This is a genomic window from Rahnella perminowiae (assembly GCF_019049755.1).
Lineage (GTDB): Bacteria > Pseudomonadota > Gammaproteobacteria > Enterobacterales > Enterobacteriaceae > Rahnella > Rahnella perminowiae.
Genome location: NZ_JAFMOS010000630.1, coordinates 25,390 through 38,602 on the forward strand (window position 1 = coordinate 25,390; position 13,213 = coordinate 38,602).

At 52.6% G+C, this 13,213-nt stretch carries 12 protein-coding genes; 2 read left to right on the forward strand and 10 right to left on the reverse strand.

Annotated elements, in window-relative coordinates; all coding sequences use genetic code 11:
• Nucleotides 1-4 precede the first annotated feature (4 nt).
• From ilvD to J1785_RS22980, 6 genes are all read right to left on the reverse strand, one after another.
• Nucleotides 5-1,855, reverse strand: a complete 1,851-nt coding sequence (gene ilvD / locus J1785_RS22955) for a dihydroxy-acid dehydratase (protein ID WP_129955228.1) — start codon at nt 1,853-1,855, stop codon at nt 5-7.
• A 73-nt stretch (nt 1,856-1,928) separates the two neighbouring features.
• On the reverse strand, nt 1,929-2,858 hold the full coding sequence (locus J1785_RS22960; protein ID WP_013577546.1) for a branched-chain amino acid transaminase: 930 nt from the start codon (nt 2,856-2,858) through the stop codon (nt 1,929-1,931).
• Between the two features lie 17 nt (nt 2,859-2,875).
• A complete protein-coding gene (gene ilvM / locus J1785_RS22965; RefSeq protein ID WP_013577547.1) occupies nt 2,876-3,139 on the reverse strand; it encodes an acetolactate synthase 2 small subunit in 264 nt (87 codons plus the stop codon).
• Nucleotides 3,136-4,782: an acetolactate synthase 2 catalytic subunit gene (ilvG, locus tag J1785_RS22970; protein ID WP_129955229.1), complete on the reverse strand. Its 1,647-nt coding sequence runs from the start codon at nt 4,780-4,782 to the stop codon at nt 3,136-3,138. The genes ilvM and ilvG overlap by 4 nt, the downstream gene beginning before the upstream one ends.
• A 147-nt stretch (nt 4,783-4,929) precedes the next feature.
• Complete coding sequence (gene ilvL / locus J1785_RS22975; protein WP_015699153.1) at nt 4,930-5,031, reverse strand: ilv operon leader peptide; 102 nt, start codon at nt 5,029-5,031, stop codon at nt 4,930-4,932.
• 132 nt (nt 5,032-5,163) lie between these two features.
• On the reverse strand, nt 5,164-6,402 hold the full coding sequence (locus tag J1785_RS22980; RefSeq protein ID WP_129955230.1) for an MFS transporter: 1,239 nt from the start codon (nt 6,400-6,402) through the stop codon (nt 5,164-5,166).
• A gap of 365 nt (nt 6,403-6,767) precedes the next feature.
• Between J1785_RS22980 and J1785_RS22985 the strand changes: the two genes are divergently transcribed.
• On the forward strand, nt 6,768-8,303 hold the full coding sequence (locus J1785_RS22985) for a YifB family Mg chelatase-like AAA ATPase (protein WP_129955231.1): 1,536 nt from the start codon (nt 6,768-6,770) through the stop codon (nt 8,301-8,303).
• A gap of 24 nt (nt 8,304-8,327) precedes the next feature.
• On the opposite strand, the gene J1785_RS22990 is transcribed toward J1785_RS22985, so the two are convergent.
• Nucleotides 8,328-8,666, reverse strand: coding sequence for a MaoP family protein (locus J1785_RS22990; RefSeq protein WP_013577551.1), 339 nt, complete (start codon nt 8,664-8,666; stop codon nt 8,328-8,330).
• A gap of 118 nt (nt 8,667-8,784) precedes the next feature.
• On the opposite strand from J1785_RS22990, the gene hdfR reads away from it, so the two are divergent.
• A complete protein-coding gene (hdfR, locus tag J1785_RS22995) occupies nt 8,785-9,609 on the forward strand; it encodes an HTH-type transcriptional regulator HdfR (RefSeq protein WP_129955232.1) in 825 nt (274 codons plus the stop codon).
• 12 nt (nt 9,610-9,621) lie between these two features.
• Here hdfR and yjfF read toward each other — a convergent pair whose 3' ends face one another.
• The 3 genes from yjfF to ytfR are packed head-to-tail and all read right to left on the reverse strand — an operon-like array spanning nt 9,622 to nt 13,119.
• Complete coding sequence (gene yjfF, locus J1785_RS23000; protein WP_129955233.1) at nt 9,622-10,608, reverse strand: galactofuranose ABC transporter, permease protein YjfF; 987 nt, start codon at nt 10,606-10,608, stop codon at nt 9,622-9,624.
• The gene (ytfT, locus tag J1785_RS23005) at nt 10,608-11,627 is read right to left on the reverse strand and encodes a galactofuranose ABC transporter, ATP-binding protein YtfT (RefSeq protein WP_129955234.1); all 1,020 of its coding nucleotides are present in this window, start codon (nt 11,625-11,627) and stop codon (nt 10,608-10,610) included. The genes yjfF and ytfT overlap by 1 nt, the downstream gene beginning before the upstream one ends.
• Nucleotides 11,628-11,637: 10 nt before the next feature.
• The gene (ytfR, locus tag J1785_RS23010) at nt 11,638-13,119 is read right to left on the reverse strand and encodes a galactofuranose ABC transporter, ATP-binding protein YtfR (RefSeq protein ID WP_217137713.1); all 1,482 of its coding nucleotides are present in this window, start codon (nt 13,117-13,119) and stop codon (nt 11,638-11,640) included.
• Nucleotides 13,120-13,213: the final 94 nt, after the last annotated feature.

Here is a 13,213-nt window from a genome sequence, read left to right on the forward strand (position 1 = left end):
ACTGTCAGCCTCCCAGCTTAGACTTGTCGCGTACTGCGCCTTTGTCCGCGCTGGTTGCCAGCAATGCGTAAGCACGCAGCGCCAGAGAAACCACACGTTCACGGTTTTTCGGCGTCCAGGCTTTGTCGCCGCGGGCCAGTTCAGCTTCGTGACGCGCCGCCAGTTCTGCCGCGGGCACATCCAGCACCATTTTGCGGTTTGGAATATCGATGTCGATGATGTCGCCATCTTCCACCAGCGCAATCAGGCCACCGCTGCCCGCTTCCGGAGAAACGTGACCGATAGATAAACCGGAAGTGCCGCCCGAGAAGCGGCCATCGGTGATCAGCGCACACTCTTTGCCGAGCCCCATGGATTTCAGGTAAGTGGTCGGATACAGCATTTCCTGCATCCCCGGCCCGCCTTTCGGCCCTTCGTAACGGATAACCACAACGTCGCCGGAAACCACTTTACCGCCGAGGATCGCGGAAACGGCATCATCCTGGCTTTCGTACACTTTTGCCGGGCCACGGAAGGTCAGGTTGGATTCATCCACGCCTGCGGTTTTAACGATGCTGCCCGCTTCGGCGATGTTGCCGTAAAGCACGGCCAGACCACCGTCTTTACTGAATGCATGCTCAAACGAACGGATACAACCGTCGGCGCGGTCATCATCCAGCGTGTCCCAGCGGCAGTCTTGCGAGAAAGCCTGCGTGGTGCGGATACCGGCGGGACCCGCGCGGAACATTTTTTTCACGGCTTCGTCTTGGGTCAGCATAATGTCGTACTGATCCAGCGTCTGGTTCAGGGTCAGGCCCAGGATATTTTTCACGTCGCGGTTCAGGAGATTAGCGCGATCCAGTTCCCCCAGAATCGCCAGCACGCCCCCTGCCCGGTGCACATCTTCCATGTGATATTTCTGGGTGCTTGGCGCGACCTTACACAGATGCGGCACTTTGCGTGACAGACGGTCAATGTCGGTCATGTCGAATTCAATTTCGCCTTCCTGCGCTGCCGCCAGCAGATGCAGTACAGTGTTGGTCGAGCCGCCCATCGCGATATCCAACGTCATGGCATTTTCGAAAGCCGCTTTGCTGGCAATGCTGCGCGGCAGTGCGCTGACATCGTCCTGCTCGTAATAACGTTTGGTCAGCTCAACGATGCGACGACCGGCATTCAGGAACAGATCTTTACGGTCAGCATGGGTAGCCAGCAATGAACCGTTACCCGGCTGGGAAAGCCCCAGCGCTTCGGTCAGACAGTTCATAGAGTTTGCAGTGAACATCCCGGAACACGAGCCGCAGGTCGGACAGGCAGAACGTTCGATTTGTTCGCTGTCGGCATCGCTGACGTTCGGGTTTGCGCCTTGAATCATCGCATCGACCAGGTCGAGTTTGATGATTTTGTCAGACAGTTTGGTTTTCCCGGCTTCCATCGGGCCACCGGAAACAAAGATCACCGGAATGTTCAGGCGCAGTGACGCCATCAGCATTCCCGGAGTGATTTTGTCGCAGTTGGAAATACACACCATGGCATCGGCGCAGTGCGCGTTAACCATGTATTCCACCGAGTCAGCAATCAGTTCACGTGAAGGCAATGAATACAGCATGCCACCATGCCCCATGGCGATCCCGTCATCCACCGCGATCGTGTTGAATTCTTTCGCCACGCCGCCGGACGCTTCGATTTGTTCAGCAACCAGCTTACCCAGATCGCGCAGGTGCACGTGCCCCGGTACAAACTGGGTGAATGAGTTAACGACGGCGATAATTGGCTTACCGAAATCGTTGTCCGTCATGCCAGTGGCACGCCATAAAGCGCGGGCACCAGCCATGTTGCGGCCATGAGTCGTGGTGTGGGAACGGTACTTAGGCATGCTCTGTTCACTCCAAATCATTTCTGTTTAGCAGGCTGCGCCATCGCCGCCTGCGCAATTCTTATTCTTTTGATTATTGAGGGTTAATTGGATCCAGCCAACCCCATTTGTCTTCGGTTTTGCCGGTGAACAGGCCGAAGAATGCATCCTGAATTTGTTTGGTGACCGGACCCCGTTTGCCGATACCGACCTGGATGCCGTCAACACTGCGCACCGGCGTGATTTCTGCGGCGGTGCCGGACATGAAGACTTCGTCTGCCAGATACAGCGATTCACGGGACAGAACTTGCTCACGCACTTCCAGTCCCAGATCTTTCGCCAGTTTAATAATAGCGTCACGGGTGATACCCGGCAGCGCGGAAGAGGTAAACGGAGGCGTGAATAAAATGCCTTCTTTCACTTCAAACAGGTTTTCGCCAGCACCTTCAGATACATAGCCATGGATGTCCAGCGCAATACCTTCCTGATAACCGTGACGACGTGCTTCGCTGCCGACCAGCAGGGAAGACAGGTAGTTACCCCCCGCTTTGGCGGCCGTTGGAATGGTGTTTGCTGCAACGCGGTTCCATGAAGACACCATCGCATCGATGCCCTGTTCCAGCGCTTCTTCACCCAGATACGCGCCCCACGGGAAGGCTGCGATGATTACATCAGTTTTGTAGCCGTCCGGCGGGTTAACGCCCATTCCCACATCGCCAACAAACACCAGCGGACGGATATAGGCACTGACCAGATTGTTTTTGCGCAGAGTTTCACGGCAAGCTTCCATCAGCTCATCCACGCTCTGGGAAACAGGCATACGATAAATTTTTGCGGAATCGCGCAGACGCTGCATGTGTTCACGGTGACGGAATACGACCGGGCCTTTATGGGAGTCGTAGCAACGCACGCCTTCGAAAACGGAAGTGCCGTAATGCAGTGCGTGTGACATGACATGGACTTTAGCTTCAGCCCACGGCACCATTTCACCATTGAACCAAATGTAATCAGCTTTCTTCGTCATTCTTCTCGTTCCTTTACTCACGCATTCGCGCGTATTTGTTGTGATGTATGTTGCTGGATCTCGACACACGCGACATCCATAAGTTTGCGTAACTGTGAAGACAGTAAATCTACCGGACGCTGACTGGCAACGGTCAATTCGATATTTATATTTTCCGCATTGACCATCGGCGTCATGTTCATTGCGCACACCTGAAAACCACGGTGACGGACCACGCGTAATACGCGCTCTAACATTTCGGGACGGAAACGGGCCTGAATTGAGACGTTATGTTGCATCATGATATTTTCTCCAGCATGGTTTCGTTGCCTGCGCCCGGTGGAACCAGTGGCCAGACATTCTCATTTTCATCGATAGAAACCTGGAGCAAATACGGACCTTCACTGTTGAAGAAAGCGTCCAGAGCGGCATCGACTTGATCTTTACGGTGGATACGTTGGCCGGGGATATTGAATGCGCTGGCCAGCGTGACAAAATCGGGGTTATCGGAGAGGTTGGTTTCACTGAAGCGTCCGTCGAAGAACAATTCCTGCCACTGTCGAACCATCCCTAACCGCTGGTTATCCAGCAACAGGATTTTAACGGGCAACTGTTTTCGCTTGATGGTGCCCAGTTCCTGAACGTTCATCATGAATGAACCGTCGCCAGATACGCAGATCACCATATCGTCCGGGCGGGCAACTTGTGCACCGACTGCGGCAGGTACGCCGAAACCCATCGTGCCCAGACCACTGGAGGTGATGAAGTTTTCCGGACGGGTGAACTGCATATGTTGCGCGGTCCACATCTGATGCTGGCCAACGTCGGTGGTCACGACGGTATTGGCTGATTTACGGTCAGAGATTTGTTTCAGTAACAACGGCGCATAAATCGCTTCACCCGGGTGGTCATAGCGCCATTCGCCCTGCGCTTTCAGCGTCATCACTTCATCACGCCATGCGTTGATGTTCAGAGGTTGTTGCAGCGCCGGTAACAGCAAGTTCAGATCACCCTGCAGCGCCACATGCGCCTGACGCAGTTTGTTCAGCTCAGCCGGGTCGATATCCATGTGGATAACCGCGGCATCTGGCGCAAAGGTATTCAGCTTGCCGGTCACACGGTCATCGAAACGCGCACCAACGGCAATCAGCAAATCGCAGGACTGAACGGCCAGATTCGCCGCTTTGGTACCGTGCATTCCCAGCATACCCAGATAACACGGGTCGCTGGCATCCGGTGCCCCCAGACCTTTCAACGTTGCTACCGCAGGAATACCTGTCGCAGAAATGAATTCGCGCAATGCCGGGACGGCCTGTGCGATACCGACACCGCCACCGACGTAAACCATCGGTTTTTGCGCGGTGGTGATCATGGCATAGGCTTGTTGTAATTCAGTGGCAGAGTGCGGGAACGTTTCTTCAACGGCGACCAGATGCGGCGGTAATTCACCGACGGCCAGCTGGATATCTTTCGGGATGTCGATCAGAACCGGGCCCGGACGACCGGAGCTGGCGATGGCAAAGGCTTCAGCCATGATTTCCGGCAGCGCTTCCAGAGATTCAACCAGAAAGCTGTGTTTGGTACAGGCCAGGGACAAACCTAAAACATCGATTTCCTGAAAGGCATCGGTGCCAATGAAGGCGGAACCAACCTGTCCGGTGATGGCCACCAGCGGAACGGAATCTAAAAGTGCGTCGGCCAGGCCGGTGATCAGGTTGGTCGCGCCAGGACCGGAAGTGGCGATACAGACGCCGACTTTTCCGGTAGAACGGGCATAGCCGATGGCAGCCATTGCGGCACCCTGCTCATGCCGGCACAACAGGTGTTCTACGCCGCCGTCATACAATGCATCGTATACCGGCATGATTGCCCCGCCAGGATAACCAAATACAGTATTTACACCCTGCGCACGCAACGCTTGTACTACCCATTGTGCTCCGTTCATCTTTATTCTCCTGCCTTTTTGCGACAAGTGCAGAATATTATGCTGTTGCTCATTTTCCGACCCCGCCTCTCTGTTCTCTGAAATTCCTGACCCAAAAAAAAACCCCGGACCTTTCGGTGCGGGGTTTCTTTTCAGGTTCAGGCTTGTTTAATAAGCCTTTCTTCGTCCAAGTGCAGCCCCGCACGGTGGGATAATAATCACCACCACGCTAATCACGACTAGGCTAACTACGAGGAGAAGGGCTTTCATTTTTAGTTTTCTAAAATTCATATTGCGAACGATTGCCTACAGAGTTACCACAGTAAGATGATTAATGACAACACTTTTCTTGCGTTATTATTTGCAGCCCGTTGCAGAATTCGTGAAAAATCGTCTGAAAAATCAGACCTTAGCGCGATGATCAGTACTTTGATTATTTATTGTTCCGGCAATCGCTTTTCCGCGCGTATCACGGCCAAATGCTACCAGAACAGAAATCAGGATAGCGACGGTGCCGGCCACCATCGCCATCGCCAGTCCGTAATTATGCCCGTGGCTTTCTGCAATGTAGGCCTGAAGTGTCGCATTGACTGAAGCGATCAGATTACCGAGTTGGTAAACAAAACCCGGCAGAACAGCCCGCGTATTGGCTGGCACCAGTTCGGTCAGATAAGTCGGCACGACACCCCATGCGCCCTGCACCATAAACTGCATCAGGAACGCGCCCAACCCCAGCATCCATGAACCGCCAGAGAAAGCCCATAAAGGAATGACCGGCAAGGAAAGTAACGCGGCAATAATAATCGCTTTTTTACGGCCAATTTTCTCCGACAGCGAACCGAAGAATACTCCACCGATAATTGACGCGATATTGTAGCTAATGGCGATTAAACTGACGGTATGTGCATCAAAACCATGCTGAACTTTGAGGAAGGTCGGATAGAGATCTTGTGTACCGTGGCTGAAGAAATTAAAACCCGCCATCAGTACAACCAGATACACACACAGCTTCCAGTTTTTCTTCAGCACCGGCATCAGAGCCGTGCTCTCATTACGCTCCCGTGCCGCCAGCCAGACCGGTGATTCCTGCACTTTAAACCAGATAAATGGCAGAAGAAAAATCGGAACAGCTCCGATGACAAACATCCCGCGCCAGCCGACGGTTTCGGACAGCAGGCCATACACCACCGCCGCCAGCAGATAACCAAACGGATAACCCGCCTGGAAAATCCCCGACATCACACCACGGGAACGGTCAGGTATGGTTTCCATCGCCAGAGAAGAAGCTACTCCCCAGACACCGCCCATCGCAATGCCATAAATTACGCGAAGGATGAGAAAAACCATCAGTGAAGGTGCCGCCGCAGTACACAGCTCGAAAAAAGAAAACAGTGCGATATTCACCATCAGCACCGGTTTGCGTCCATACTTTTCCGCTGCTCGCCCGAACAGCAACGCCCCAATCGGCCGCACGGCCAACGTCAGCAGAATGGCCAGTGTCACCTGTTTGATATCCACCTGAAAGGCCGAAGCAATATCACTGAGCAGGAAGACTAAAATAAAGAAATCGAAAGCGTCGAGAGTCCAGCTCAGAAAGCTGGCGATGGCAACATTACGCTGCCGGGAAGTCCAACCAAACATGGGTGAGTCCCTATTCCGGAATAACTGTAGGCGGTGCACTCACCAGGAAATTGCGGAAAACCCCTGGTCAGGCAGAGAGATGTTAATTGGTGTCTGCATTTGTTTATTTATTGTTAAATACAGCAAGATTAAACACCTCTGCCGGTATCATCGGCAACTTAATTAGGCCGCTAATTTGTTTCGAGAGCCCTCAAACTGTTAAGGAGTATTACTGTCATTGCGGGACTGCTCGCATTCCTCCAGGTTAAGCTGTTGACTTGCAGATTATTTTTCCATGACATTACACATTGCAGAAATTCTCTCCCCGAAAGCGTTCCTGACTCAGGCATGCTGCTGTCAGGAGATCTCATAGCAAAGGAAAAAGCATGTCATTAGCCGTGGTGTATACCCGCGCATCGCTGGGGGTTCAGGCACCGGGTGTCTCGGTTGAAGTTCACATCAGCAATGGATTACCCGCCCTGACATTGGTAGGTTTGCCCGAAACCACTGTCAAGGAGGCCAGAGATCGGGTTCGCAGCGCCATCATCAACTGCGGGTTCACTTTTCCCGCAAAACGCATCACCGTCAATCTTGCGCCTGCTGATTTACCCAAAGAAGGGGGCCGGTATGATTTGTCCATCGCGCTGGCGATTCTGGTGGCCTCAGAGCAACTTCAGGGCGATAAGCTTGAAGAGTACGAATTTCTGGGTGAGCTCGGTCTTTCTGGTGCGTTGCGCAGCGTGAATGGTGCGATTCCGGCGGCACTGGAGGCAAAAAAAGAAGGCCGGGTGTTGATCCTGCCGCAAAGTAATCAAACGGAAATGACGCTGCTGGAGCCCGGTGTGGCGCTGGTTGCCGGGCATTTATTGCAGGTCTGCGCGTTTATACAGGGAGAAAGTAGCCTGCCACCGATTGAATTCCCGGCACAACCGACCCGGCTTGCGCATCAGCCTGATATTGCCGATATTATCGGGCAGGAGCAATCAAAGCGCGCGCTCGAAGTAGCGGCAGCGGGAGGGCATAATCTATTACTGATTGGACCGCCTGGTACCGGAAAAACCATGCTGGCCAGCCGGTTGCCCGGATTATTGCCGCCCATGAGTAACGAGGAAAAGCTGGAAACCGCCGCCATTGCCAGCCTGGTGTATAACCCGGAAGAAAACGATGAATTCTCCCGTATTCGCCCTTTCCGTGCTCCGCATCACAGCACTTCAATGAGCGCACTGGTGGGCGGCGGCTCGTTACCCAGACCAGGAGAAATATCGCTGGCACATAACGGCGTATTGTTTCTCGACGAACTGCCTGAGTTTCAGCGGCAGGTTCTCGATGCTTTGCGCCAACCCATGGAATCAGGCGAAATCACTATTTCCCGCGCGAGGGCGAAAGTGCGCTATCCGGCAAGGACACAGCTGATTGCAGCGATGAATCCCAGCCCGACAGGACATTATCAGGGCATTCATAACCGTACGCCGCCACAGCAGGTTTTACGCTATCTGAGCCGGCTTTCCGGTCCGTTTCTCGACAGATTCGATCTGTCGATTGAAGTCCCGCTCCTGCCGCCCGGCATTTTGAGCCAGCAGAACTCGACGCCCGCGCTCAGGGAAAGTAGTGTGCACGTGCGGGAACGGGTGTTGATCGCCAGAGAAATTCAGTTAAAACGCGCAGGAAAAATCAACGCGCACCTGAGCAGCAGCGAAGTGGAGACGTACTGCGGGTTAACCAAAGCAGATGCTGAATTTCTGGAAGAGGTGCTGCATAAACTGGGATTGTCTGTCAGGGCCTGGCACCGCATTCTGAAAGTGGCAAGAACACTGGCGGATCTGGGGGGCATAGAATCGATTGAAAGGCGACATCTTGCGGAGGCGTTAAGCTATCGCAGCATGGATAGGCTATTGTTAAACCTGCATAAGAGTCTGGCATAAAAAACGGGGCATCGCCCCGTTTCATTAGTCATCACTTTCCGTGTAGTCTTCTACAGCGTCGGCCTGCGGTTTACCGCCAGACAACGTGTGGAATTTCTTCGGACGACGCGTGCGGACAATGTATTTGTTCCACACTTTTTCTGCATCCGTGACAGGTTCGCGTGTACCGCGGCAAACCTCCAGGAACAGTTTTTCTTCGTCGGTAACGGGCTCACGTTTTCCCAGATCCAGCTCGTTAAACGCGAAGCCGTAACGTTCTAGCATTTGCGCTTCTTTAATGGTGAAATCGCCATGCCGGGAGAACCCGCGAGGGTAATGTTTATTATCAAAAAAACGACTTGTCGTGGTGAAGCTTTCCGCCATCTGACACGCTCCTAATTCTCTCATGGTCGTGCTGTTATGGCGCGGAGTATTAGTTAGGCTTGACATTGTGTAAAACAAAACATTTAAATCTTAACGACAAAAAATATTGGAGATAGTTTTGGACACGGAATTACTGAAAACCTTTTTGGAGGTCAGTAGAACTCGCCACTTTGGTCGGGCGGCGGAATCCCTTTACCTGACGCAATCTGCTGTCAGCTTTCGTATCCGACAACTGGAAACTCAACTGGGCGCCAATTTATTCACACGGCATCGCAATAACATCCGCTTAACGCCCGCAGGAGAACGACTGCTGCCTTATGCAGAGAACCTGATGTCAACGTGGCAGATGGCGAAAAAAGAGGTTGTACGCTCGTTACAGCACACAGAATTGTCGATTGGTGCCACGGCGTCACTCTGGGAAGCTTATCTGACACCGTGGATGCAGTCTCTGTACACTCAGCGGGGTACGCTGAGACTGGAGGCGCGCATTGCCCTTCGTCAGTCGCTGGTGAAGCAATTGCATGAAAGACAATTGGATTTGCTGATTACCACCGAGCCACCAAAGATGGACGAGCTCTCAAGTCAGTTGCTGGGTAATTTCTCGTTACGACTTTTCTCATCAAAGAAAACGGTCAGAGGCGAACAGTCGCCCTATGTGAAGCTGGAATGGGGCGCTGATTTTCCTCAGCAGGAAAAATTACAAAATAGCGATCAGGAACCGATACTGACCACAACCTCTGCGCATCTGACGCGTCAGTTGCTGGAAAATACCGGAGGCTGTGCGTTTCTGCCTGCGCACTGGGCTAAAGAATATCCACAACTGGCCGCACATGAAGATGTTCCGCCGGTGATCCGCCCGCTTTACGCCGTCTGGCTGCAAACCAGCGATCAGCAGGTTTTGATCCGTCAGTTACTCAAAACGCCGCTGATCACTAATTTCTGACACCGTCCTGTTTCAGGACGGTTCTGGCCGCGGATGCCGCGCTCTTCTGGCTGTCCAGAAGCTGCCCATCCCTTTTTGCAATCCGATGAAAACAAACAATAAAACGCCCATCACGATTTTGGTCCACCATGAACTCAGCGTACCATCGAAGGTGATATAGGTTTGGATCAGCCCCTGAATGAGCACACCAAACAAGCTGCCTAAAACCGTGCCTACGCCACCACTCAGTAATGTCCCGCCGATCACGACAGAAGCAATAGCATCCAGTTCAACACCACTCGCTGCGAGAGCATAGCCCGCAGAAGTGTAAAGGGAGAAAATAATGCCGGATAACACCGCCAGCGTGCTGGATAGCATATAGATATAAATCGTGGTCCGCCGCACAGGCACCCCCATCAGCGCAGCCGATACATTGCTGCCACCGACGGCATAGACGTTGTTACCGAATCGCGTACGATGCGCCAGAATAATGCCGCCAAGCACCACCAATAGCATGACCAGAGCCAGCAAGGTAAAACGACCACCACCGGGCATTTTCCAGGCATAATTGGCGAGGAAGTCATAAACCGGATGATTAATCGGCAACGATTCTTCCGAAACAATAAAACTCATACCGCGCACAAAAAACATGCCCGCCAGCGTGATGATGAAAGCCGGCAGTTTCAGCGTATCAATGATCCAACCCATCAGCGCACCAAAGATAGCTCCCATCAACAGGACGATGACAAAAGCATAACCCGGTGCGATGCCATAAGTGCCGATAAGTTTCGCCAGCAAAACGCCGGTGAAAGCGATAACAGAACCTACTGACAGGTCGATACCACCTGACAAGATGACAAAGGTCATCCCCACGGCCACGATGCCAAGAAATGCGTTATCCGTGAGCAAATCAAAAAACACCCGTGTGGAGGCAAAACCAGGAAATTGCGTAAAGCAATAGGCGTATCCGGCCAGAAAAACCGCAATAGTAATCAGCAGGGGCAGATTTCTTTTGAGCATTATCCCTTCCTCCGGAACAGATTACTGAGAGAAACGCGGGGCGATTGCACCACCAGTACCGCAAGCACCACCAGCGCTTTCAGCACCAGGTTGAATTCCGGTTTGAAGCCGGAGAGCAAAATGCCGGTATTCATTCCCTGAATGATTAGTGCACCGACAACTGAAAGAAGCAGGTTAAAACGTCCACCCAGCAACGAGCCACCACCGATGACGACGGCAAGTATGGCATCAAGTTCCAGCCATAATCCGGCATTATTGGCATCTGCACCGCGAATATCGGCGGTGACGATAACACCCGCAACAGCCGCGCAAATCCCACAAATAACGTAAGTGGAGATCAGCACTAAACGAGCATTTACGCCGGCGTTATAAGCAGAACGGATATTGATACCCACGGATTCGATAAACAGGCCAAGTGCCGTTTTCCGTGTCAGCACCCAGACCAGAACCAGCATGACGACGGCAATAATCACCGGCATTGGCAGGTAGAATAAAGACCCGCTGCCGAACTGCGACAGGCCATTGTGCTCGAACGTGACGATCTGTCCTTGCGTAATCAGCTGCGCGATACCGCGCCCTGCAACCATCAGCATCAGCGTGGCAACAATCGGCTGAATTTGCAGGACAGCGACCAGAAAGCCATTCCACAAACCGCATATTGCGCCCACCCCGACCGAGGCCAGCAAGACTATCATTAGCGGATATCCTTGCACCGTCATGGTTGCGGCTGTCGCGCCGGCAATCGCCATGACTGCACCTACGGAAAGGTCGATGCCGCCGGTCGCGATAACCAGTGTCATTCCGAGTGCCAGCAAAGCGACAGGCGCACCACGGTTGAAAATATCAACCAGGCTGCCAAACAAACGGCCATCCTGAATATGAATTGAGAAAAAGCCCGGGGCGACCAGACTGTCGATCACTAATATTGCGAAGAAAGCGCCGATTTGCGTGGCGCCTTTAGGAAATACCCATCTTACTTTGCGCGGTTTTCCCGTCATTGGCAGGCTCCTGTTGTTCATCACTGTCTCCTCATTGCGCCGCAATGGCTTTCATAATGGCTGGCACGGAGATATCAGCCTGATCAATTTCGGCAACATGACGACGGTCGCGTAAGACGACAATACGATCGGCATAGCCCGCCAGTTCTTCCAGTTCAGATGAAACAACCAGTAACGCCAGGCCTTCGTCGCAAAGTTTTTCAATCAGACGAATAATTTCTGCATGCGCACCGACATCAATGCCGCGGGTAGGTTCATCAAGAATGAGGAAACGGGGATGAGTCGCAAGCCAGCGGGACAGCAACACTTTTTGCTGATTACCGCCGGAAAGATACTGAATTTCCTGTTCAGTGCCGGGCGTACGAATGCCCAGTAATTTGATAAATTTCTCGGCTATCTGATGCTGTTCCTTCATGGGCAAAGGACGCAACCAGCCACGCTGAGCCTGTAAGGCAAGAATGATATTTTCTCGCACCGTGGCCGCGCCGATAATGCCATCAGTTTTGCGATCTTCCGGGCAGTAACCAAAACCCAGTTTCGCCGCCTTTCTGGGTGTGCTGATGGTTTCTTCTTTACCATCGACGTGCGCCTTGCCACTGTCATGCCCTTTAATGCCGAAAATCAGCTGAGCGGTTTCTGTCCGTCCGGATCCCAGTAAACCCGCCAGCCCGACGATTTCACCCCGACGCACTTTTAAATCAAAATTTTCGACCACCCCGCGACGACCGTAGTCTTTGAAATCGACTAACGGTTGCCCGGTCACATTTCTATGCTCAGTCCGTTTGAGCAGGTTTTCATCAAAACTGTGTCCCAGCATCATCGGCACGAGATCAATACGCGGTAAATCCACCGTTCGTTCAGACCCGACGTGCTTACCATTTCGCAAAACGGTGATCCGGTCACTGATGCGGTAAACCTGATCGAGGAAATGGGTCACGAAAATCATTCCCACCCCTTTATCACGCAATTGCATCAAAATATCGAGCAGCATACTGACTTCTTTGGCATCGAGACTGGCGGTGGGTTCATCAAGAATTAAAACCTGCGCGGACAGATCAACAGCGCGGGCGATTGCCACGATTTGCTGAATCGCGATGGAATAGGTTGAAAGTGGCTGGCTGACATCCAGATGCAGGCCATAGCCTTCCAAAAGTGCTTCGGCTTGTTGTTCCATCTTGCGCTGATTGACCAGCCCGAAACGGGTTGGCTCGCGCCCGATGAACAGATTGGCAGCGACAGAGATATTCGGCAGAAGATTGACTTCCTGATATACCGTACCAATTCCCAGCGACTGAGCATCGGCAGTATCAATTGGCTCGATCGGTTTTCCGTTAAGGAAGACCTGCCCCGCAGAACGTTTATAGACACCGGTAAGGGCTTTAATCATTGTTGATTTGCCAGCACCGTTCTCACCCAAAAGTGCGACGATCTCACCGCTTTCGAGGGTAAAGTCGACATTTTCCAGCGCTTTTACACCGGGAAATTCGACCGATAAGCCGCGCACTTCGAGCAGCGTTTTTGAAACTGGATTATCCGTCACGTCACTACTCCTGCTGCATTCGCGATAAGCGAAAAGGGAATAATTATTACCGGTTTGTCAGTAAGAC

Excerpts from the sequence above, each read along its gene's own strand:
- ilvG (WP_129955229.1), bottom strand. The coding sequence starts at position 4,782 with ATGAACGGAGCACAATGGGTAGTACAAGCGTTGCGTGCGCAGGGTGTA.
- J1785_RS22980 (WP_129955230.1), bottom strand. The coding sequence starts at position 6,402 with ATGTTTGGTTGGACTTCCCGGCAGCGTAATGTTGCCATCGCCAGCTTT.
- J1785_RS22990 (WP_013577551.1), bottom strand. The coding sequence starts at position 8,666 with ATGGCGGAAAGCTTCACCACGACAAGTCGTTTTTTTGATAATAAACAT.
- ilvL (WP_015699153.1), bottom strand. The coding sequence starts at position 5,031 with ATGAAAGCCCTTCTCCTCGTAGTTAGCCTAGTCGTGATTAGCGTGGTG.
- yjfF (WP_129955233.1), bottom strand. The coding sequence starts at position 10,608 with ATGCTCAAAAGAAATCTGCCCCTGCTGATTACTATTGCGGTTTTTCTG.
- J1785_RS22985 (WP_129955231.1), top strand. The coding sequence starts at position 6,768 with ATGTCATTAGCCGTGGTGTATACCCGCGCATCGCTGGGGGTTCAGGCA.
- ytfT (WP_129955234.1), bottom strand. The coding sequence starts at position 11,627 with ATGAACAACAGGAGCCTGCCAATGACGGGAAAACCGCGCAAAGTAAGA.
- J1785_RS22960 (WP_013577546.1), bottom strand. The coding sequence starts at position 2,858 with ATGACGAAGAAAGCTGATTACATTTGGTTCAATGGTGAAATGGTGCCG.
- ilvM (WP_013577547.1), bottom strand. The coding sequence starts at position 3,139 with ATGATGCAACATAACGTCTCAATTCAGGCCCGTTTCCGTCCCGAAATG.
- ilvD (WP_129955228.1), bottom strand. The coding sequence starts at position 1,855 with ATGCCTAAGTACCGTTCCCACACCACGACTCATGGCCGCAACATGGCT.